This window comes from Paenibacillus sp. FSL H8-0260, assembly GCF_045040625.1.
Lineage (GTDB): Bacteria > Bacillota > Bacilli > Paenibacillales > Paenibacillaceae > Paenibacillus_AQ > Paenibacillus_AQ odorifer.
Window position 1 is genome coordinate 2470802 of the sequence record NZ_CP150298.1, and the last position, 21724, is coordinate 2492525.

At 43.8% G+C, this 21724-nt stretch carries 21 protein-coding genes and 1 riboswitch; of the genes, 15 read left to right on the top strand and 6 right to left on the bottom strand.

Annotated features, from left to right (window positions below; genetic code table 11):
• Nucleotides 1-21: 21 nt before the first annotated feature.
• The gene (locus MHI51_RS10815; RefSeq protein ID WP_036689305.1) at nt 22-453 is read right to left on the bottom strand and encodes a MerR family transcriptional regulator; all 432 of its coding nucleotides are present in this window, start codon (nt 451-453) and stop codon (nt 22-24) included.
• A 548-nt stretch (nt 454-1001) separates the two neighbouring features.
• Here MHI51_RS10815 and MHI51_RS10820 point away from each other — a divergent pair.
• From MHI51_RS10820 to MHI51_RS10830, 3 genes are read left to right on the top strand one after another with little or no spacing between them, the layout of a single operon-like run.
• The gene (locus tag MHI51_RS10820) at nt 1002-2396 is read left to right on the top strand and encodes an ammonium transporter (RefSeq protein WP_036689307.1); all 1395 of its coding nucleotides are present in this window, start codon (nt 1002-1004) and stop codon (nt 2394-2396) included.
• Between the two features lie 39 nt (nt 2397-2435).
• On the top strand, nt 2436-3509 hold the full coding sequence (locus MHI51_RS10825; protein ID WP_076276437.1) for a DUF294 nucleotidyltransferase-like domain-containing protein: 1074 nt from the start codon (nt 2436-2438) through the stop codon (nt 3507-3509).
• Nucleotides 3506-4255, top strand: a complete 750-nt coding sequence (locus MHI51_RS10830) for an exonuclease domain-containing protein (protein ID WP_076276347.1) — start codon at nt 3506-3508, stop codon at nt 4253-4255. The genes MHI51_RS10825 and MHI51_RS10830 overlap by 4 nt, the downstream gene beginning before the upstream one ends.
• Here the strand turns inward: MHI51_RS10830 and MHI51_RS10835 are convergent.
• Nucleotides 4237-4716, bottom strand: coding sequence for a M67 family metallopeptidase (locus MHI51_RS10835; RefSeq protein WP_405173851.1), 480 nt, complete (start codon nt 4714-4716; stop codon nt 4237-4239). The two genes, MHI51_RS10830 and MHI51_RS10835, sit on opposite strands and share 19 nt — an antisense overlap.
• A 161-nt stretch (nt 4717-4877) precedes the next feature.
• On the opposite strand from MHI51_RS10835, the gene MHI51_RS10840 reads away from it, so the two are divergent.
• Nucleotides 4878-5441, top strand: coding sequence for a TlpA disulfide reductase family protein (locus MHI51_RS10840; RefSeq protein ID WP_076220683.1), 564 nt, complete (start codon nt 4878-4880; stop codon nt 5439-5441).
• Nucleotides 5442-5958: 517 nt separating this feature from the next.
• Here MHI51_RS10840 and cimA read toward each other — a convergent pair.
• Nucleotides 5959-7578 carry a citramalate synthase gene (gene cimA / locus MHI51_RS10845; protein WP_036689313.1) on the bottom strand — a complete coding sequence of 540 codons (1620 nt, stop codon included), beginning with the start codon at nt 7576-7578 and terminating at the stop codon, nt 5959-5961.
• 117 nt (nt 7579-7695) lie between these two features.
• On the opposite strand from cimA, the gene MHI51_RS10850 reads away from it, so the two are divergent.
• From MHI51_RS10850 to MHI51_RS10860, 3 genes are all read left to right on the top strand, one after another.
• Entirely contained in the window at nt 7696-9027 is a 1332-nt protein-coding gene (locus tag MHI51_RS10850) for a DNA polymerase IV (RefSeq protein WP_282579938.1), read from the top strand.
• 161 nt (nt 9028-9188) lie between these two features.
• The gene (locus tag MHI51_RS10855; protein ID WP_036689316.1) at nt 9189-9431 is read left to right on the top strand and encodes a ferredoxin; all 243 of its coding nucleotides are present in this window, start codon (nt 9189-9191) and stop codon (nt 9429-9431) included.
• A gap of 134 nt (nt 9432-9565) precedes the next feature.
• Complete coding sequence (locus tag MHI51_RS10860) at nt 9566-10999, top strand: L,D-transpeptidase (RefSeq protein ID WP_405173852.1); 1434 nt, start codon at nt 9566-9568, stop codon at nt 10997-10999.
• On the opposite strand, the gene MHI51_RS10865 is transcribed toward MHI51_RS10860, so the two are convergent.
• On the bottom strand, nt 10996-11133 hold the full coding sequence (locus MHI51_RS10865) for a hypothetical protein (RefSeq protein ID WP_167348489.1): 138 nt from the start codon (nt 11131-11133) through the stop codon (nt 10996-10998). The genes MHI51_RS10860 and MHI51_RS10865 overlap by 4 nt on opposite strands.
• Nucleotides 11134-11342: 209 nt before the next feature.
• On the opposite strand from MHI51_RS10865, the gene MHI51_RS10870 reads away from it, so the two are divergent.
• From MHI51_RS10870 to MHI51_RS10895, 6 genes are all read left to right on the top strand, one after another.
• A complete protein-coding gene (locus MHI51_RS10870) occupies nt 11343-12437 on the top strand; it encodes a quinone-dependent dihydroorotate dehydrogenase (protein WP_076218067.1) in 1095 nt (364 codons plus the stop codon).
• A gap of 34 nt (nt 12438-12471) precedes the next feature.
• Nucleotides 12472-13284 (top strand): GTP pyrophosphokinase family protein, encoded by an 813-nt coding sequence (locus MHI51_RS10875; RefSeq protein ID WP_036689325.1) that lies wholly within the window; start codon nt 12472-12474, stop codon nt 13282-13284.
• Entirely contained in the window at nt 13274-13726 is a 453-nt protein-coding gene (locus MHI51_RS10880) for a DUF309 domain-containing protein (RefSeq protein ID WP_405173853.1), read from the top strand. The genes MHI51_RS10875 and MHI51_RS10880 overlap by 11 nt, the downstream gene beginning before the upstream one ends.
• A gap of 101 nt (nt 13727-13827) precedes the next feature.
• Complete coding sequence (locus MHI51_RS10885) at nt 13828-15348, top strand: RsmB/NOP family class I SAM-dependent RNA methyltransferase (RefSeq protein ID WP_076140926.1); 1521 nt, start codon at nt 13828-13830, stop codon at nt 15346-15348.
• Between the two features lie 2 nt (nt 15349-15350).
• A complete protein-coding gene (locus MHI51_RS10890; RefSeq protein ID WP_405173854.1) occupies nt 15351-16115 on the top strand; it encodes a pseudouridine synthase in 765 nt (254 codons plus the stop codon).
• Nucleotides 16116-16376: 261 nt separating this feature from the next.
• Nucleotides 16377-17177 (top strand): Cof-type HAD-IIB family hydrolase, encoded by an 801-nt coding sequence (locus MHI51_RS10895; RefSeq protein ID WP_405173855.1) that lies wholly within the window; start codon nt 16377-16379, stop codon nt 17175-17177.
• A 152-nt stretch (nt 17178-17329) separates the two neighbouring features.
• Here the strand turns inward: MHI51_RS10895 and MHI51_RS10900 are convergent, their stop codons facing one another.
• Together MHI51_RS10900 and MHI51_RS10905 are read right to left on the bottom strand one after the other, a co-directional pair.
• Nucleotides 17330-18943 carry a DUF4179 domain-containing protein gene (locus MHI51_RS10900; protein ID WP_076218069.1) on the bottom strand — a complete coding sequence of 538 codons (1614 nt, stop codon included), beginning with the start codon at nt 18941-18943 and terminating at the stop codon, nt 17330-17332.
• Complete coding sequence (locus MHI51_RS10905) at nt 18927-19445, bottom strand: RNA polymerase sigma factor (RefSeq protein WP_076218070.1); 519 nt, start codon at nt 19443-19445, stop codon at nt 18927-18929. The genes MHI51_RS10900 and MHI51_RS10905 overlap by 17 nt, the downstream gene beginning before the upstream one ends.
• A 203-nt stretch (nt 19446-19648) precedes the next feature.
• Nucleotides 19649-19740: riboswitch (cyclic di-GMP riboswitch) on the top strand.
• 117 nt (nt 19741-19857) lie between these two features.
• Between MHI51_RS10905 and MHI51_RS10910 the strand changes: the two genes are divergently transcribed.
• Nucleotides 19858-20706, top strand: a complete 849-nt coding sequence (locus MHI51_RS10910; protein ID WP_076186691.1) for a DUF6612 family protein — start codon at nt 19858-19860, stop codon at nt 20704-20706.
• Nucleotides 20707-20818: 112 nt separating this feature from the next.
• Nucleotides 20819-21715: an NADH-dependent flavin oxidoreductase gene (locus tag MHI51_RS10915; protein ID WP_405173856.1), complete on the top strand. Its 897-nt coding sequence runs from the start codon at nt 20819-20821 to the stop codon at nt 21713-21715.
• The last annotated feature ends 9 nt before the right edge of the window (nt 21716-21724 follow it).

Here is a 21724-nt window from a genome sequence, read left to right on the forward strand (position 1 = left end):
ACTGTATTGTAAATATGGTATTTACATTGGCGGTCCTTGCGTAAGCAATAGCCGGATCGCTTCCATGCAGGCTAATCCCTGAGGGAGCAGATTTGAAAGTACGCGACTGGCCTGTCCTGGCTTCAAACCACTAATAAGAGGTTCAAGGGCTTTTACTTCCCGTTCTAGCCGCTGCATTTGCTGCTCTAACTCAACTAATTTATCAGAGACGTCAGTTTCTGGTGTTGCCTCGTTCCATTTGCCTAGCATAGATTTGATTTCTTCCAATGAATACTTGTCATGCTTTAATTGAGTAATACGTTCTAAAGCAGCCAAGGTTTCATGGCTGTATAGCCGATAATTTTTGGTGCTTCTAGATTCCGGGGAGATTAATCCCAGTTTCGTGTAATAATCAATAGTTCGTTCACTAATGTGAGCAGCCTTAGCTAATTCTCCAATTCGATACAAAATCATATCCCCATTTAATCTCGCCTCACTAATTGAATACGACTGCCGATAAGTGGCGGTCATCTCCTAAATTGATGGTTTCTTGTGCTATCTGTAATGATAACAAACTGGAAACCATACAGTCAAACGTCATACTTTCATAAAGTATATGCAGTAAAGAAGGGTTAATTCATGAACGGTGATCTGTAGTTTCTATACAATACACTCAAACTCAAAGGGATATCAAATTTGAAGAATGATTGGGTTTGGAAATTATAAGTCACCCCAATACATAACATTAAATGTTATGTATTTTGTAATTTTGGTAAAAGATGCGTTCAATTATCAGGTAATATAAATGAGGTTGTGCGCGTAGTTATTTTAATGAAAATGCAGCTAGAATCAGGTCTTTAGGACCTCTAGTCCATTAGTACTGTGAAAATTTCGTGTGCTCAAATAAAATAAAATAAAAACATTCCCAAAATAGTCTTGTCAATTTACCTGACTTCTGATTATAATGACATTAAGAGTTTCACGCTTTGTTAGAAAATATAACATTGGGGAGTGGGGTAAAAATGAAAAAGAAATGGTTGATGATGTTACTGGCCATGATTACACTGATGATTTATCCGGTAAGTGCTTTTGCAGCGGACGGTCCGACGAACGTAGACTTACAAGTCGGATTGGACACAGCGTTTACCTTCCTGGCATTCATTTTAGTATTCTTTATGCAAGCAGGGTTTGCAATGCTCGAAGCGGGTTCGGTTCGGATGAAGAATGCAGGGCACGTAGCAGGTAAGACAGTACTTACCCTGGCTATCGCAAGTCTTTGCTTCTGGGCTATCGGCTTTGGACTTGGTTTCGGTAACGGCAATGGCTTCTTCGGTACTACAGGCTTCTTGTACGGAGGAGATTCAACCGCAGCTTCTTTTGAATCACTTGCATTTTCTGATGTTACTTTAAATGTTAAATTCTTATTCCAAATGGCCTTTGCAGCAGTTTCCTTGGCTATCGTATCTGGTGGTATGGCAGAACGTGCGAAGCTAAGTGTGTATATCATTTTCGGAATTTTGTTCTCCGTCGTAATTTATCCAGTTGTAGCACACTGGGTATGGGGCGGTGGCTGGTTGGCTGAGCTGGGTATGCAAGATTATGCAGGTTCCACGGTTGTCCATCTTACAGGTGCAACGGCAGCAGTGGTAGCAACCATATTGCTTAAGCCTCGGCTTGGTAAGTTTAATAAAGAAGGTAAACCCGTGATCATTCCAGGTCATAACCAAGTATTTACTGTACTCGGTGTTATTATCCTCTGGTTTGGTTGGTTCGGATTCAATCCAGGTAGTGCTTTGTCCCCAATGGGCGGTTTCTTCGGTCACGTAGCCCTAACAACGAACATCGCAGCAGCAGCAGGTGGTTTGGCAGCATTGATTGCTTCTTGGTTGTACTTTGGTAAATCTGATATTCCAGCAATGCTGAATGGTGTTCTGGCTGCATTAGTTGCAATCACAGGAGCGTGTGCTTTCGTTGATCCATGGGCAGCAATCATTATTGGTTTTGTAGCTGGCGCTTTTACATTCATGACTTCCCAATGGCTGGAACGTGCAGGGCTTGATGATCCAATCTATGCTTTCTCGGTGCATGGTATTGCGGGGATGTGGGGTGCAGTTTCAACGGGACTGTTCGCTGTACCTGAGCTTATCACTAAAGGCGGCTTGGTAGGTGAAGCTGGGTTGTTCTACGGTGGTGGTTTCCATCAACTAGGGGTTCAAGTGCTTGGTGTGGTTGGAACATTTGTTTTCGTAGCCGTTCTTTCTTTCATCATCTTGTATGTAATGAAGGTAACTATCGGACTTCGTGTTACAGAAGAAGAAGAATTGATGGGCCTGGATATCAGTGAACATGGTACTTACGGATACCCTGAGCAAATGAAATTGATCGCAGATTCGGAATCCAAAACCCTTAAACAATAACATTTCAACTCGGACAGGGAGGCGGACCGTGTGGCATCGATGGAGTTAACAGATGAGTATAATGAAGAAAGCTTTAGGACCATCGTATTGGCCGGTTCGTCAGAGGAGCTTAGGGAGAGGCGTGTTGCCTGTCAAAAAGTACTTCTCGAACAGTTGAATGTTATTCCTATAGAGGAATGGATGTTCCGTGTGAATACTATGCATGATCTTATTGCCCAAACCGCAGTACTCATATGTGAGGCGCAGATGAAAGAGGCGGGCTATGGCCCGCCTCCCTGTGCTTATTCCTTTATTGTGTTTGGCAGCAGTGGGAGGCAGGAGGCAACGCTTTGGAGCGATCAGGATAATGGCCTGATAGTCGAAGGAGAGCCTGATGGGGAAAAAAATCGCTATTTCGAATTTTTCGGAACTTTGTTATCCGATATGCTTGAAGAAGTAGGATATGAGAAATGTGCGGGGAAGGTAATGTGCTCCCAAGTCATGTGGCGTAAGACATTATCTGAATGGATAGAGCAGCTTGATAGCTGGAGAAATCAGTTGGAATGGGAGCCGATCCGGTATCTTATTATCTCTTCGGATATGCGTCATGTGGCAGGAAGCGTGGAGTTATCAGCGAAGTGGCAAGAAGCTTTCTATGAAGGCTTTGCGGAAAATGAGTTGCTGTCTAATGCTATTCTTCGCAATACAGTACGCCATAAAGCGACTTTGAATTTACTGGGACAGGTGTTAACAGAACGGTTTGGTGATTATGCAGGCGGATTTGATGTTAAGTATGGGGTCTATATTCCGTTAGTGAACATTGTTAGACGGTTGTCATTACTACACGGCATTAGAGCTGGCTCGACATTAGAGCGGATTGAAGCGCTTGATAGGCTTGGGAAATATCAACATTTAGAGGATATTCGCAGAGCTTTCTTATTAGCAATGCGATTGCGAGTGAACACGCCATATAGTGTTCAGGATGGAATGTTAATCAGCAGTGATTATGTAGCTGAGAGTGAATTGAAGAATAAGCAGCTGCTGTCTGAACTGCGTGAAAGCCTGCTGCTTGTCAGACGCCTTCATCGGGCGCTGCAGCGTCAGCTCCGCTCAGCGGAAAGGTGGCGGTCATGAGGGAGCCGAACAAAAACGGAGGATTCTGGAGTAATCTAAGACAAGGTGGAATGCCCTCGGCAATTGCTTCGATGAGAGGTGGGGAAACTGCGCAACAGACTGCGCAGCAAATGGCCTTTATTCGATCTTTGATGCGAGAGAAGCGGCGGCCTGAGGTGCTGCATACCCCATTGTCTGAATTAGAGACAGTGATCTTTGATCTAGAGACTACAGGCTTTTCCCATCAGCATGGTGATGAGATTATGTCTTTCGGAGCCGTCAAGGTTGTTGGAGAGCAGATCAAAGAAGAGGAATGCTTTTATACACTGGTGAACTGTCAGACGGCTATTCCGGAGGATATTACAAGGCTGACTGGGATTACGGAAGAAATGACACAATCCGCTCCCTCCTTAATGGATGGCCTTCATAATTTTATGTCCTTTGTAGGTCAAAATGTGCTGGTGGCACATGCAAGCTCACATGATAAGGCTTTTCTTAATGCTGCTTTATGGAAAACCTCTAAAGTTCAGCTAACACACCGTGTGCTGGACACGATGATGTTAGCGCGATGGCTTGAGCCACAGCGAAGTAATTATTCGCTGGATGAGCTGCTATATGTGCATGAAATTCCGATTCATGGCCGTCATCATGCCTTGGAAGACGCAAAGATGACAGCACAGCTGTGGGTGATCTACCTGCGGGAAATTTCGGAGCGCGGCCAAGTGGATACCTTGGGTGATCTTTATGCTTATTTAAGTAGAACGTGAAGCGGGGCTTGAGATAAACCGCGGAACAAATTACCGTCGCGGTCATCAGGCAAACGCTCAATATAAAATCCGTTCAGAATGGGATTGCCGCTATCTTTGGTGTTGGGAGAACCTATAAGATAAAGCGCAAACTCAGGTCCTAGTGCTGTTAGTCCTTTATAATCGGCAACTGAAGGGATAGGTGCTGAATGTGGGTGGGTATGAAATAGACCGATGATAGTTGGTTCATTGTACAGTACATTAATCCACTCTTCAGGGTGGGGAGTAAAGGTGTGCAGCGGGTCTGGCGCTACGTTGCGCAAGGGTACGTAAGTATCTATGAGCATGCCACCCGCTGCGGCAGCACCCAGCAGGACTCCGCATGCTTCATGCGGATAACAGGACAGCAGGTGCTTCCCCAGTGCTTGCTGTACGGAATATTTCAGTCTAATAGGCTGGACATTTCCCTGGAATGCTGCCATTTGTTCACCCCTCTCTCTTCATTAGGGTTTCGTCGCAGACGAAACCCTCTTTTTTTATTATAAAAGTATATATTATTGTGTAAAAAATGGATGGTTTGAAATTTAACCTATTGAGGGTACAATAGTAGAAAACTATTCCAATCGTAAAGGAACAGATGACTATGAAAGCAAGTAATAAATTAAATATAACAGTATTACTCATAGTTGTATGTGTTGCTGTGTTTGCGGTGTGGCATAATCGTGAGCCAAAAGCAGAAGCTGTGCTTGCGCAGCAAAATGAGCTGCCGATGAAGAGCGGACCTAAGGCTGGACTGCGTGCACCTTCGTTTTCACTTCAGGGAACAGATGGGACTACCTATGTTGTTGATGGCCCCAGAGATAAAGCGGTAATCCTTAATTTCTGGGCTTCATGGTGTGATCCCTGCCAGCAGGAAGCTCCTGAACTTAATACCATGGCCACTAAGTATAAGGATGTTCTAGATATTTACGGTATTAATGTGAGCAGTCAGGATTATAAACCCAATGCTGAACGTTTTATCAAGAAATACGGTCTTGTGTTTCCGGTTATGTTTGATGTAAAAGATGAGGTGTACAGCAAATATAATGGAGCTGTTTTTCCCACCAATGTGCTTATTGATAAGAATGGAGTGATCTCTGAGATTATTCTAGGTATTCTTAGCCCTGAAGAGTTGGAGGAGAAAATAATCAAGCTTACCGAATCATGAAGCAGGCTGTCCCATGTGGAGCCAGATCTGCTTTTTTCTCCAAACAGCAAAAGACTACAGATCAGCGATTCTTCTTTTTGGAGGATCGCTGATCTGCGTTTTTGGTCAGCCGCGATTTGCTTTAGTTGACCCCAAGCATTAATTTCACTATACAGTGGAGCAGAAATGGCTGGAACCCCGAAGGAAGCCTCGTTAGAACAATTGGGGAATTTCTCCCTATTATTTTGAGATCTCGGGTCATTGATTTGATAATTAGGGAGGAATCCCCTGTTTCTGATCATTTATAGCGAATATTGGCTATTTTCAGGGAGTTTTTCCCTAATTACTCTACCGCACCCGCACCCCGCGCATCCCGCACCGCACACTGCCCATTGCTCACCGCCCACCACCCAAAGTCTATGGGCTAAAGCAATAGTCCGTTACACAGCCTATTTAATAAAAAAGAAGCTGCCCTATAAGTAGAATTCTACTTTTGGGAAGCTTCTTTTTTGTCTTACAAAATTCTATAAGTGATCAATTAATGATTGACCAGGCCTCTAGGTTCATTGCTGGTCGTCTTCTCATTCTCCAAAGAGAGCTCATTTAGAAGCGCGTAGCGCATACTGTCAACAAGTGCCTCCCAGCTGGCTTCAATTACGTTACTGGAGACACCAACCGTACTCCAAGTGTCTGTGAAGTTCTTGGATTCAATCAATACCCTTACCTTCGCTGCAGTCTGATCCTGTTCATCTATTACACGGACTTTATAGTCGGATAGATGCATTTCCTTTAATTGTGGGAAATAGGTCTGTAATGCTTTACGAAGCGCGTTATCGAGTGCGTTGACTGGACCGTTACCTTCAGCAGCGGTATAAAGATTCTCACTGCCAACTTTCAGCTTCACGAACGCTTCAGATACTACTGGATGTTCTGCGGTTTTCTCAACTAACATCTTGAAGGATTCAAAGGTAAAGGTTTCATTCATCTCGCCAGTAGCTTCCCGAAGGAGTAGCTCCAGTGAGGCATCGGCACCTTCAAACTGATAACCTTGATGTTCCATCGTTTTGATCTTCTCGATCACCCGGCGAGCCTGCTCGCTGCTTGGATCCAGATTTAAACCCATATCCTGCGCTTTGGAGAGTACATTGCTCTGTCCAGCCAGTTCGGAGACCAGCACACGCTGCTTGTTCCCGACAAGCTCAGGAGCAATATGCTCATAGGTCCGTGAATCACGCATGATGGCGGAGACATGGATTCCACCTTTGTGTGCGAAAGCTGCATTTCCGACATAAGGCTGATTTACCGGCAGATTAACATTGGCAACTTCACTAATGTAGCGGGCAGTGTTGGTAAGCTGTGACAATGAATCGCCTGGAATACAGTGATAACCCATTTTGATCTGTAGTGTAGGAATAATAGAACATAGGTTGGCGTTGCCACACCGTTCACCGTAACCATTAATGGTACCTTGTACTTGCCGTGCTCCAGCTCCGATGGCGCTAAGTGCATTGGCAACCGCTAGCTCACAGTCATTGTGAGTGTGAATTCCGAGATTGGCTCCGGGCAATTGTTGATTTAGAGCGGTAACAATCTCATGAATTTCGTAAGGTAAGGTCCCACCGTTGGTATCGCACATTACAAGCCAATCTGCTCCGGCTTCCCGGGCTTTGGACAGAACAGCTGCTGCATATTCAGGATTATTCTTGTATCCGTCGAAGAAATGCTCGGCATCAAAAATTACTTCAAGGCCTTGGCGTTTCAAGTAGGATATGGAGTCGCCGATCATGGCGAGATTCTCCTCAAGCGTAGTCTGTAATGCAGTGTGTACATGGAAATCCCAAGATTTTCCGACGAGTGTAGCAGCAGGAACCCCTGCGTCAATCATACGTTTTAAATTGTCATCGTTTTCGGCCAAGGAATTCTTCCGCCGAGTGCTGCCGAACGCTGTAATTTTGGCGTTCAGATGAAGCTCCTTGACTCTTTTGAAAAATTCAATGTCTTTATTGTTGCTTCCCGGGATGCCACCTTCAATATAGTGCACACCCAGATCATCGAGTTTCTTGGCAATCTTCAGCTTGTCGTCAGCCGACAGACTGATGCCTTCACCTTGGGTGCCGTCGCGTAATGTAGTATCGAAGATGGAGATGGACTTAGACATGAGAGTCCTCCTTATAGGGAAATGAATTTATATATTATAGCATTTTTACGCGGGAATGTAACAAAGAACTTTACAGCCTCTTAAGTTGACCTAACCGCAGCGGAGAGTTATTCTAAATTGGACAATAGAAAACCTGAGGATAAGAAGGTAGATATTGTGCAGAATGTTGATCAGTATTATCCAACGAGTGGCAGGGTTATCCTGCATGTCGATATGAATGCTTTTTACTGCTCTGTGCATGAGGCAGAGGACCCTGACCAATATAGAGGCAAAGCTACTGCGGTTGCGGGTAGTGTTGAATTGCGGAAAGGGATCATAGTAACTTGTTCCTACGTCGCCCGCAGAATGGGGATTTCGACGGGAATGCAGGTTCAGAAGGCGCTTCGTATTTGTCCATCGCTTATCGTTATTAAACCGGACTTCCATTTATACCGCAAATATTCTAATGCTTTTATGCAGATTGCATATAGCTATACTCCGTTACTGGAAGCAGTGTCCATCGATGAATGTTACCTTGATATAACTGGCTCCAGACAATTCGGTACACCCATGGAAATAGCGGAGACGATTCAGCGCCGTATAATGGAAGAATTGGGCTTGCCATGCTCAGTGGGGATCGCTCCCAATAAGCTGCTTGCGAAGATGGCTTCCGATTTAAAAAAGCCAAACGGCATTTCGGTGCTGCGGCTGCGGGATGTGCCTAAGATTTTATGGGACAAGCCCTGTAACGAAATGTTCGGCATTGGTGGAAAAACAGCAGAAAAGCTCCGCAAACTGGGCATTTACAGTATTGGTCAATTAGCAGCGGCTGATGAAAATATGCTGGTTGAGAATTTCGGAGTTATGGGCTCATGGCTAAAGCGTGCTGGCAACGGTATTGATCATGGGATCGTTAACCCTGAGCGGGAGCAGAGTAAGTCGATTGGACACACCACAACATTGCCGCGGGATGTCATAGGTCTAGCTGAGGTACGACCGATTTTGTTGAATTTAAGTGATCAGGTAGCCCGGCGCTTGCGTAAGCAAGGTCTTGTTGCCTCAGGGGTGCAGCTGACCATTCGGACACCCGATATGAAGACCATAACCCGTTCGCGTCAGCTAGAGGCTCCTTCGGAGAGTGGGGAGGATATCTACAAGTCCGTCTGCGATCTATATGTTCGTCATTGGAATGGGGAGAAGCCTGTGCGGCTGCTGGGTGTGACTCTGCAGGGCTTGATTGCTAAAGAGGATTCCGCCATTCAGCTTGATTTGTTCGATTACGAACGTCAGCCTAAGAAAGAATCTCTTAACAAGACTATGGACATGCTACGTAATAAATTCGGTGAAAATGCAGTGTTGACCGCCGGGATGTTAAGCGATTCTCACTCTGCAAGGCTCCGCAATCATAAAGAACGTGGCACTTCGTTGCAAAAGGATAATCTTCTATCTGTCGAGTCTGATAAAGAGTAACAAGAACATTCTACGACATGTCAAAATAGATGCCGTAGAATGCGTCAGAAATGCAAACGTATTGAAAATCAATTGAAATTGTATTCTTTTTATATTAATATGAGAAAATATAAGACGCTGGTACAACAGCGCTGTATTGTTCAACGGGAGGCAGAGATAAAATGGCTAAGTACACTTGGGTCGAAAAAGACACTTGTATCGCTTGCGGTGCATGTGGCGCAACGGCTCCTGATATTTTTGATTACGATGACGAAGGTTTGGCAGAAGTTATTTATGAAAATGACGGAAACCACGGCATCACAGCGATTCCGGATGATTTGTTTGATGATCTCCAGGATTCTTGTGATGGATGCCCAACCGACTCTATTAAAATTGCGGATGAGCCTTTTAACAAAGAGGGCTAATTAGCCGGGATTTTGTAACTTCTAGCACAACATAAAGACATCTCCTGCGAACTTTTGTTCAGCTAGGGATGTCTTTTTTGCGATGTCTGACCGATATTAATGTAGGAAGGAATTATAAAATTTCGGAGGTTCCGATGAAAAATTCTCAGCACCTCAAAGCATATGTACAGATGCATCCAGACAATAAGATGGCATGGTACTTGCTGGGTAAGGAATACTATAAGAACGGTCAACAGGGGAAAGCTAACTATTGCTTCAATCAGGCTGGAGAAGTATATGAAGCTTTCGAGCATAGTAAGGTGCCTGCGGAAACGCTACGGGAATATGAGGAAGGGCTGCTTCAGGCAAGCCGCCAGCGGGACCGAAGGCAGCAAAGATTCCGCTACATTATGCTTGGGCTGATGCTTCTATTACTGGTTATGGTGCCATCGGCTGTGGCTCCGGGTCTAGATATTGCGGAAGATCAGGAAATGGTCCAAGACACGGTTGCTTCTGAAGTTAAAGATCCGCTTGATCAAAAAGATGTTGAGAAGGCACCCGTTCTAGAGGCACGAAAAATGATGTATACAGCGCAAGAGAGTGGAGCTTCGGCTTCGTCAGGGAAACTGATGGCAACTATGCTAATGCGCGAGGAACCGTTTCAAGCTGCTATTTTGGGCATGGAGCGGGAAGGGAAGTGGCTGCTGTGGAAAGAGAAGCTTCCGCTTAATTCCACACTGCAGAAGAATGGGAACGGACGGTTGGTATACCAATCCTATGATCCAGCGGCATGTGCATGCGAACCGCCAGAGCAAGAGGAACTTACGGTGGATGCAGCTAAGTGGCAGGGGGCTCAAGAGGAGCTAGCTACATTATGGAGTGCAATGAGGTCTTATCAGAATCATAAAGGCAAGCTTCCGGCTTCTTTGGCGGAATTGACCAGATCTTTTCCGGAAAATTGGATTGGCGGGATGACACCAGTTATGAAGCGTGAGTTCAAATCTCTTAAGGAAATAGCAACTGCTAAGGCACTGGGTACACCAGAAGTTGCGAGTGAACCTTCAAGCTCAATTGCTGAGGCGGGAATGGGCATACCGACGGCGTTAAGCGAGAGTGGAAGTAGTGGAAAGGGCGTTCCTTTTTTTGACCAGCCGCTTAGAGTGATTGTGGATAAACAAAAACACCGCTTGGCAGTAGTCAGCGGCTCTGTTATTCTACGAAATTATGAGGTAGGGCTTGGGGGAGACAAGACTCCGGAAGGCAACTTCATCATTACAGATAAAGTGGTCAATCCAAACGGTCATGATAATGGGGAGTTCGGAAGCCGCGGACTACAACTTTCAGATAGTAATTATGCTATTCATGGCACCAATGAGCCAGAAAGTGTCGGCAAGGATGAATCCCTTGGCTGTATTCGGATGAGTCGAGAAGATGTGGAAGAACTATTCGCTATGATTCCAAAAGGAACAAAAGTGGTGATTAGTAAAGGGGTTCTGCCTGACAAGCAGCTGCTGCCGGCGAAACGCTTCAACCCTGCTGCTCCGTATGATCAGACCAACCCCCACAAAGTATACCACTGGCTGAATTAGTTCCCGGCAACTATAAACAGAACGATGATGAGAAGAATTAGTAAAGTTAAACTTACGCCGATCCACATTAGCGCTTTACGATTAACTTCTTCTTTCTTTTGCTGCAAAGTTGGTGGTTTACGTTTAGTTGACATCCAGCATACCTTCTTTCTCTCTTAATCGCTGATTACCCCTATATTGTAATGCGTTTACAAGAAAATTACTATACTTTGGGTTAAGCTCTCTGCACACTTACAGGGTAAAATGCTTTTCTTTTGTTCAAGAAAAGGCTAAAATTAAGAAGAAACCTACAGAATCGGGTAGACACGTGGATTAGTGAAGTACCCCTTAAGGAGCGAGAACGGTGTTGTATCGTAATTTTGGTAAACCAATTTTCTTTAAGCTGGACCCTGAGAAGGCTCACCATCTCGTCATAGGTGGATTGGATAAATCATCATCAGTTCCAGGGGGAAGCGCGGCATTGCGTTTAATGTATGGCGTTCCTGAAACGGCAGATTTAGCAGTTGATCTGTTTGGCATACATTTTCCGACTCCAGTTGGACTGGCAGCAGGCTTGGATAAGAATGCCGAGGCCGTTTCTGGATTCTCTTCGATCGGATTCGGATTTATGGAAGTGGGGACGGTTACCCCTAAGGGTCAACCGGGAAATGATAGCCCGCGTTTGTTCCGTCTTCCCTCTGATGAAGCTCTGATCAATCGTATGGGCTTCAATAACGAAGGGGCTGACGCTATGGCAGAGCGTCTAAAAAAAATAAAAAATCGCAGAGTTCCAATAGCAGTAAATATTGGACGGAATAAAATAACTAGTAATGAAGCGGCTCATGAAGATTATCGTCAGTGTATCCGTACGCTTTATCCGTACGGTGATTTTTTTGTGGTCAATATCAGCTCACCAAATACACCGGGGTTGCGCAGTCTCCAGCATGGCAGTGAATTAGCGTTCCTGCTGGCTCAAGTAAAGGAAGAAATGGAGATTCAGCGTAAAGCCACAGGCCTGAATAAGAGCTTGTTGGTTAAGATTGCTCCAGATGTAAGTGACTCTGAGTTGGAGTATATGGTTCAATCACTGACAGAAGCTGGTATGGATGGTATTATTGCTACGAATACTACATTGAACCGGGATGGACTTAGTCATGAAAAGGCTAATGAGACAGGTGGATTAAGCGGTAAGCCACTTCGTGACCGGTCAACGGAAATCATTCGTAGGATTTATCGCCAGACTGAAGGGAAGATGCCGATCATAGGTTCAGGGGGCATATTCACCAGTCAGGATGCGTATGACAAGATAAGAGCAGGCGCAAGTCTGGTCGAAATTTATACAGCACTCATCTACGAAGGACCGGAGGTTAACCGCAGGCTGCATGCCGGATTACGGCAGCTCTTACGGCGGGACGGATTCAGTCATATCTCTGAAGCAGTGGGTGCTGATCATCACTGATTGAAGGAGTCGAAAGGACAGGAGGACGAAGGCGATGGACGGCAGGGACTGGGGAACTTTTTTGCTTCCATATGAACAGACTGTGGAAGAATTGAAAGTTAAATTCAAAACAATGCGTTCGGAGTTGAAGAAAAGAGAGGAATACACGCCGATTGAATTCGTAACTGGTCGTGTAAAGCGGCTGTCAAGCATTTTGGAGAAGGCTAAGCGCCTGAATGTGAAGATGGAGGATCTGGAGACAGGCATTGAAGATATAGCCGGGATCCGGATTATGTGCCAGTTCGTGGAGGATATCCGCAGAGTGGCCGAATATATCCGGGCTCGTAAGGATCTTGAAGTCCTGTATGAGAAGGATTACATCACCAATTATAAAGAGAGCGGGTATCGCAGCTTTCATATGATTATTAAATATCCTGTGCAGACAGCTCTGGGACAAAAAATAGTGCTCGCAGAGATCCAAATTCGTACACTAGCTATGAATTTCTGGGCAACCATAGAGCACTCTCTGAATTATAAATATCGGGAAAGCTTGCCGGATGAAATGCGAGTGCGCCTGAAAACCGCAGCTGAAGCAGCCTCCATCTTGGACAGCGAAATGTCCAGTATTCGTGATGAAATCCTGGAAGCGCAAAAGACCTTCGAGGAAAACTCGAATATGACGACTCAAATTCTCAAATCTATTCATCAATTGTATTTCTATCATTTGGTGAATGAGGCTATAGATACTCAGGCTCGATTTAACGAAATATGGCAAGCTCAGGACATGGAAGCGATGAAGGAGCTTCTGGATCATGTACGGGGACTTCTCTCCGCAGCTAAAAAGGATAGTTTGCCGGATGGCTTATGATCCGTTGTACTTGGCGTATCTAGTGTACTTTAATCGTGACCGGGATTATTTCGAATGTCACGAGGTGCTCGAAGAGCTATGGCTTGCCAAGCAACGCGACCCATTGTACAAAGCACTTCTCCAAGTAGCTGTTGGGTTGTACCATTGCCGCAATAATAATATGCGTGGTGCAACGATTATGCTAAGCGGGGCTGCTGCCAAGCTGGAAGAATATTCAGCAGTGACACTCGGCATTAATTTGGCTAAGCTAGTGGTGGAAGTGAAGGATTATGTTCGCCGCATGGAGTCGTGTGAGCAGCAGCCATTTTCTTATTATGATCTGACTATAGAAATCATTGATCAAGGTCTAGCGTATGAAGTGAACTCTGCGGCTGAGGTGATCACACCGAATAATCCTCAACGACGAGGTCCTCAAAGACCGACCTCTTCTCATCGTAAATAATGATCCTCTATAAATGAGTATTGCCAAAGGAACACCCGTAAGGGTGTTCCTTGAATCTTTAAACACCTAAATTTTAGCAGTACTATCAGGAGGACGGCATCATGGCGGCACAACTGCCCAGTTCTTTCAGCGAGCGTATGATGGACTTGCTGGGAACGGATTATAATCAATTTGCGGATTCGTACAAGGAGACCCCTAACGGAGGCGTTCGTGTTAATACCTTGAAAATTTCAGTGGAGAAATTGCAAGCTCTTTCCACTTTAGAGCTGGAACCCATTCCGTGGTGTCCAACCGGATTCTATACAGAGGATGGGGCCAGACCAGGTAAACATCCACATTATCACGCGGGATTGTATTACATTCAAGAGCCAAGCGCTATGGCACCTGTGGAACTGCTTGATGTACAGCCAGGAGATCGTGTCCTTGATTTATGCGCTGCACCTGGGGGCAAATCCACACAGATTTCTGCCAAGCTCTCAGGAGAAGGCTTGTTGGTTACCAATGATCTTCATCCAGAACGCACGAAAGCCTTAGCCAAAAATCTAGAGCTATATGGGGTGCGCAACGGTATCGTACTAAACGAAAGTCCAGATCATATTGCAGCGGCATTCCCGCTTTATTTTGACAAAATCTTGATTGATGCTCCTTGCTCAGGTGAAGGGATGTTCCGTAAAGATGAAGACATGGTGAAGCAGTGGGATTCAGGTACACCTGCCAAATATGCTGCCATGCAGCGGGATATTTTACGTTCTGCTGCAACAGCGTTGGCACCGGGAGGTACACTTGTCTATTCCACCTGTACATTTGCTACAGAAGAAAATGAAGAAATTATAGCGGAGTTTATTTCTGAACATCCACAGTTTTCGGTGATTACAGTTGGAGGCACTGGCTCATTTGCTCCTGGTTTTGGAGAACTATCAGGGACAGCAAGACTATGGCCGCATAAAGTAAAAGGTGAAGGACATTTCATGGCTGTGCTGCAACATGTGGGGCCAAAGGTATCTGCAGAGGAACGTGATCAAGCCGAAGTTAAGTTGAGTGCAGTTACACGGAATACGAATAAAAAAGGCACTGCTCATATTAAATCCGCAAACAAACCAGAAGCCAGACGAGGGAAAGAAGGTAAGTTCTCTAATAAATCTGCTGCTGGCGCTGAACGTGGCCGTCAAGGTTCAGGAGAAGAGCAAGCCTTGGCTGCATATGGAGATTTTATAAAAGACCAGCTTGGCTGGGAGCCAAAAGGGTATCCGATTTTCTTCGGTGATCATCTGTACATCTCCCCACTACCTAAGGAAAGATTAAATGGATTAAAGGCGATTCGTCCAGGATGGTATGTAGGACATGTCCGTAACGGCAGATTTATCCCAGGACATCCAATGGCTACCGCGTTACACCCTGAAGAGAGCTGCCGAAGTGTCTCACTTTCCAGTACGAGTAATGAAGCTATTTCCTATCTTAAAGGAGAGACATTGTTGATTAGTCAAGAACGTCTCTCTATTAAAATAGGAACTACCCAAAAAGGATACGTACTGGTCTGCATAGATGGTTATAGTGCAGGCTGGGGGAAGTGGCAGGACGGTGTGCTCAAGAATGAATATCCCGCAGGCTGGAGGTGGATGTAAGAATGAGCCTATCAGGGAAAACTGCAAAAAAGCAGCGTTTAGATAAAGTATTGTCCCATATGGGGGTAGGATCACGCAGCGATATTCGTAAACAAGCCAAGCAAGGTTTAATTACCGTGAATGGTGCAGTCGTCAAGGATAGTGGATTTCATGTAGACCCTTATCACGATAAAATTGTGGTTGGCGGCGAGCTTGTTACCTATCGTGAATTTATTTATCTTATGATGAATAAGCCATCGGGAGTTCTGTCGGCAACAGAGGACAAGCGGGATCGGACCGTTCTGGATCTTTTAAAGCAGGAATATGTACAGTTTGAACCTTTTCCTGTAGGAAGGTTAGATAAGGACACAGTAGGGCTGCTTCTGCTCACCAATGATGGAAAGCTTGCTCACGAGCTACTATCGCCACGCAAGCATGTCCCTAAGACGTATGAAGCAACAGTTGAGGGAGACGTAGATGCAGACGATGTAGCGGCTTTTGCGGCAGGTGTCGAGCTGGAAGATGGATATGTTACTTTACCTGCACAGCTAACTATATTGGGAAGAGAACGCGGCAGTAAAGTAATCTCACATATTTCGCTGATCATCACAGAAGGAAAGTTTCACCAGGTGAAGCGAATGTTCCAAGCTGTCGGCAAAAAAGTCACTTTTCTGAAACGAGTATCTATGGGAGAATTGAAGCTGGACGAAAGCCTGCCACTGGGAGCTAGTCGTGAACTTACGCTAGAGGAACTGGCACTCTTAAGTACAGAAGCATTAGAACAATAATATAGAGAAAAAATGGTATGTAAATTGAATTTGGAAACTTGGGATTAGGGAATGGAGTGGCGGAGGGGAAATTTGGAACTGTAAAAGCGATAGCGACCGCCTTTGTTTCCGGATTTCAACCACTAGTAAACGGTATAAATCAAGAAATCTGGAAACAACAGCGGCTGGAAGTCCAAATATTAACCGCAGTTGCGACTGAAACTTAACTCAAATAGCCAGGTTCAATATATATAGAAAAAGAAAGACAAGGATGGTGGGAGTATGAGATACAAACTGATTGCACTAGATGTAGATGGTACACTGTTGAATGATGATCACCACTTGAGCACTGAGAATAAAGAAGCCATTGCTGAAGTTACGCGTCTTGGCGGGCAGATCGTGTTATGTACCGGCCGCAGTCCGCAGAACTCGATTCCTTTTATGGAGGAAATGGGGCTGTCTGGTTATGTGCTGGGTCATAATGGAGCTGCTACGGTTCGTGTGAAAGATCGGGAAGTGCTGCATCAATACGGTATGGATGCTCGTGGTCTTGACCCTTATATTGATTATTGTAGAAAGCATGATATTCATTATGATGTGAATACGGCTTTTGATATGTATGTAGATAATGTAGAAAACCTGACCAAAGAAGCCAATTATATGTATGAACACTTCCGTATCGTGCCGGTTACACTGCCAGCATGGGAAGATTTCCGTGAACCGGTTGTTAAGTTTACTGTATTTACACAATCAGAAATCCTTGACGAAGCTGAACGTGAATGGCGTACTTGGACCCATGAGTACAATATTTTGCGCAGTGGTGAATTTTTCGTTGATTTGATGCATCCGGAAGCCTCCAAGGGCAACGCCTTAAAGAATCTGGCTGTGAAGCTGGGAATTCCGCAAGAGGAAGTTCTTTCGATCGGTAATTATTTTAATGATATTTCTATGCTTACATACGCGGGTATGGGCGTTGCGATGGATAATTCTCCGGTTGAGGTCAAAGCGGCAGCGAATGCTGTCACGGGGTCTAACAACGAGCATGGTGTGCGAGATGCGCTGGTTAAATATTGTTTATCTTAATAATGGAAAGCATAAAGCGGACTTGAGTCCGTTCTATGCTTTTTTTGTTGTGAAGGAAATAAAAGAGATACATAAACAGAAATGATTTTATCCATAAATAACCCGCCCTTAGGATTAACTAGAAAGGGCGGGACATAGATTAACTTCCTTTATTAAAGTTTAATTTCCTCGTTCCGGCTAGGATCGCTATATTTATAGATACCAGGGTTCAGTTCGATTTTTTCGTCGAAAGGGATATCTTTGTAGCTATCAATATTAGTTCCTGTAGATATCATGCCCTTAGGTGTAATTTCAGGCACCACTTCTTTGCCATTAATCCGTAACGTAGTTTGGTTAACGCTTTTGAAGCCAGAAGATTTGGATGTTGATTCGACAATCAAATTTTCGCCCTCAGTATAGTAAGTGAATTCAATTTTTAACCCATCGACATCAAGTGAAGTGAACTGCTTTTCTTCTTTAGGTTTGTTTATAGTGATCCAATTCTTAGTAGTATCACGTTTCTCAATGACAGCATCCTTTAATATAAGTTTCATTGGAACATCGGACCAGTCGTTATACCATTCCGGAGATTCGAATTGAAATAAATGCTGGTAGCCTTCGGAATGATCTCCCTTCAAATTCCAACCCCCAGTGATTGTTTGATCACCTATAACCAACTGAGCGGTATTATAGTGGACAATTCCTTTTTTAAGCGAATCATTTTCATCTATTAGAATTTGGATATCTAAAGGGGTAACCACTAGCTGATCTAAGGTTATGCCGGTCTTTTCTTGAAATTCAGGACTGTTATACAGTTTCTTAGTGTAAATCGCCTCACTTGCTTTTTGTCCATCTGCTTTAAAATCGAACTTCCACGTACCTGAAAATCGTTTCGCTTCTTCAATGTAACTAAAATGAAGACTAGCTTCCTTCCAATCTGATTCAGTTATATTGAAAACCTGTTCAATAAATAAATCCGATCCTTCGTTAGGCATGATGGTTGGAATTGCTTCATTCTTTTGACCACCAGTACTAACTACCAAATGTGGATTACCCCGTCCTAAGTCAGATGGTGATGCAGCGACTTTGTAACGGATAATGGTTTGATTGGAAACATGTCGAACGGATTCGATTTGAATGCTTGGATATTGCTTAACTCCAGTATCGATAGTATCCCCTGCTTGATGATTAGATTGTAAGGGAATATTCTGATCACGGTAAAAAATGAGATTCCGTGCTTCAAACCTGTAGTCCTTTTTATCATCCTTTAATGTATCAGGTGTCTCATATACTCCAATGAGTTTCTGGCTTTCAGGATCGTATTCTAAATAACCGTATACCTTTGCCTTGGCACCGGATTCATTAGTCATGATGTTTTCCTCTGTAGCAAATCCAGTATATTGGGATAGATCAGATTTAGTATCAAGTGATAACAGCATTTTCATTTTTTCTCCATCAGTTACAACACCGTTCAAATTCATTGTTACTCCTGAACTGGAAGTTTGAAGATTATACTGTTGACCGATGCCGTTATTTAATGCATTGCTCACACTTCGACCACCAATTTTATCCCAATTAATCGTCATACTAGCGAATACAGGAATGGCTACAAGTAAGAGGCAAGAGAAGACAATACTGATAGGAATAACCTTTTTATTAGACCTAGGAGTATTCTGGGAGGCATGCAGATTTCTTTGACGTTTATAAGCTTCTTGTTCTATGGCAGTCCACATCAAATCATAATCCGGTCGGGGAATATGTTTATCTTTTTCAATATACAGACTCATTACTATTCAGCTCCTTTAGTTGGGTTCCACCCATTCTATTTAGTATTTCAAGTCCCTTGTTCAGTCTGGATTTTACAGTTCCTTCGGGTATGCTCATAACTTTAGAGATCTCGGGTACAGTCAATTCGTTTATAAAACGAAGGACTACTACCATTCTGATTTTGTCAGGAAGCTGACGGTATAACCCTTGTAATTCTTTTTTAGTTTCCTGTCGATCCAAACGTTTTTCTACAGGGTTTGATTCCTCAGACCTGGATAGTAAATAATTACGTACTTCTTTCATCCACCCCGTCTTACGCCTTTTGATCACACTGTTGCACTCATTCGAAGCAATTCGTAAAATCCAAGCTTTCAAGTTTCTTACCTTCGACTTATCCGCTAAGATAACTTTTACAAATACCTCTTGGGAAATATCCTCCGCATCTGCCTGATTTTTCATTAAGTAGTAACAAAAATAATATACTTGTTCTTTATAGAGCTCGAAAATTTCCCGGTCACTCATTTTGCTGCACCCCCTGTCTTTGCTGTTCTCATTAATAAGACTTATAAGCGTATGTAATCGTTCATTTTTCATTTTGATTGTAGTATTTCTTCTGAGTATCATAGCGAATTCGAATAGAAGATAAGTCGTTTACAGGTAATTATAACCATGATAAAATTAGCGGTGGGACATGCGTCCGTAATCTATTAAAACTAATTGAATGTCCGCGTTAAAGGTAAAATCATCGAAAGATGATGACACAAAGCCATGGGTCTAAAGCCTTTCGACAGAAGGAAATGATCGCCAGGCCGCCATAGGGATGTCTTATGAAGCATAAAGGATAGCTCTAAGAATATGTAGTCTATTTTGAGCTCTTTTATTATTTCGACCTATACGGCGTTACATTATCGCAAGGGGCCGAAAGGGGAAGTACATGAACAGTTTTTTCAAAACAATAGGTACTAGTTTGGCAGTAGGTGCTTTATTGCTGTCCGGAACGATCGGATGGATGTCTAATCCAGGAGTAGTGTCAGCAGCTACCTCAACAGTAGTAACCGCGGATCAGATGATCAGCAAAGTAACGGCAGCCTCCAAAGCAATAAAGAATTTCCATCTGGATGTGACCAAAAAACAGGATATTCAAAGCGGCGGGGTGCGTATCAGCAACACCAACACTCTGAAGCTGGATATCAACCGTCTGCCGAATTTTGCCGCAGCAGGCACTGTCGCTAGTAGTCTTTTAGAAACATCGTACAGTCTATATGCCAATGACAAGGAGTTTTACTATCTTGTAGACGGAAGTGAACTGATCGATGAATCTGAAGATGAAGGTTACGACGATGACGGGGAGCCAATCGATCCTGATGCACAATATTGGCTTGGACTGGAGAAAACGGAATGGGATGCCTTTTACTCCAAAGGCCAATACGATCCTGTTTCCATGCTTGATTCGGTCAAAAGTTATAAAAAATCCATGAAAGTCAGCACTGCTGGCGCACAAACAGTCTTACAATTCACGGTAACCGATCCGACAGCAGCTAAGGGGATAATCAAACTCTATGACCAGGAGAACCTCTGGGATGGAGAGACAGTTCAACCCAAAAGCGTAACGTGGAAATTATTCGTCAATACTAAGACCTGGCAAACGGAAAAGCTGACAGTCGATCTGAGTTATGTGCTGGTAAGTGATGGAGCCAAAGATACATACACCACGAAAATCGAAGCTAAATATTCCAAAAATAATAAAGGTGCAGCCATTGTAAAACCGGCCGAACTAGAATAATAAGGACGATTCATAACGAGCGAAAAGCGCTGTTCAGCGGAACAGCGCTTTTTGTTGTATCCAACAGCAGTTCTTTATTAGTTAACAAGAATAAATCATTGCTGTAATTTATATGTATGCGCATGTATATAATAATTTATCTAAATATAATTTAATGAAAGTTGGGAAAAAGATGATAGCACTAGACACAGCATTAACTTTTCGCAGAGGGCTGACATTAAAAAACCGAGTGGTTATGGCTCCAATGACCACACGAATGAGCTTTTATGACGGTGTAGTAACACAAGATGAATTGAAATACTATTCGCTAAGAACGGGCGAAGTAGGTGCGGTCATCACTGCGGCAGCAAATGTACAAGAGGGTGGAAAAGGATGGGAAGGTGAACTTAGTGTTTCCTCCGATGAATTTATTCCTAGCCTTAGCCGATTAGCATCTACTATTAAACGAAATGGAACAAAAGCTATTTTACAGCTATTCCATGCAGGAAGAATGACAGATTCAAAAATATTGCGTGGCGTACAACCCGTTTCCTCCAGCGCCATTGCTGCCGAACGTCCGAATGCAGAAATTCCAAGAGCATTAACAGAAAATGAAATTTTCGGTGTAATTGAGGATTTTAAAAAAGCGACTCAACGTGCTATTCAAGCTGGATTTGACGGGGTAGAAATTCATGGAGCAAACACATATTTAATCCAACAATTCTTCTCTCCACACTCCAACCGTCGTGAAGATCAATGGGGCGGAAGCTTAGAGAAAAGATTTAATTTCATTAACCAATTAGTGGATGCAGTTATTGCTGTCGTTGACAATTCAAAGGTTAAGGATTTTATTGTCGGGTATCGTTTTTCTCCAGAAGAATATGAAGAGCCTGGAATTAAAATCACCGATACCTTTTATCTTATTGATAAATTAGCTGATAAAAAGCTGGATTATCTGCATCAGAAGATTTTAAAGAAAAATCAATCCTGCAATATGTACATGAGAAAATCAATGGCCGTGTACCTTTAATTGGGGTAG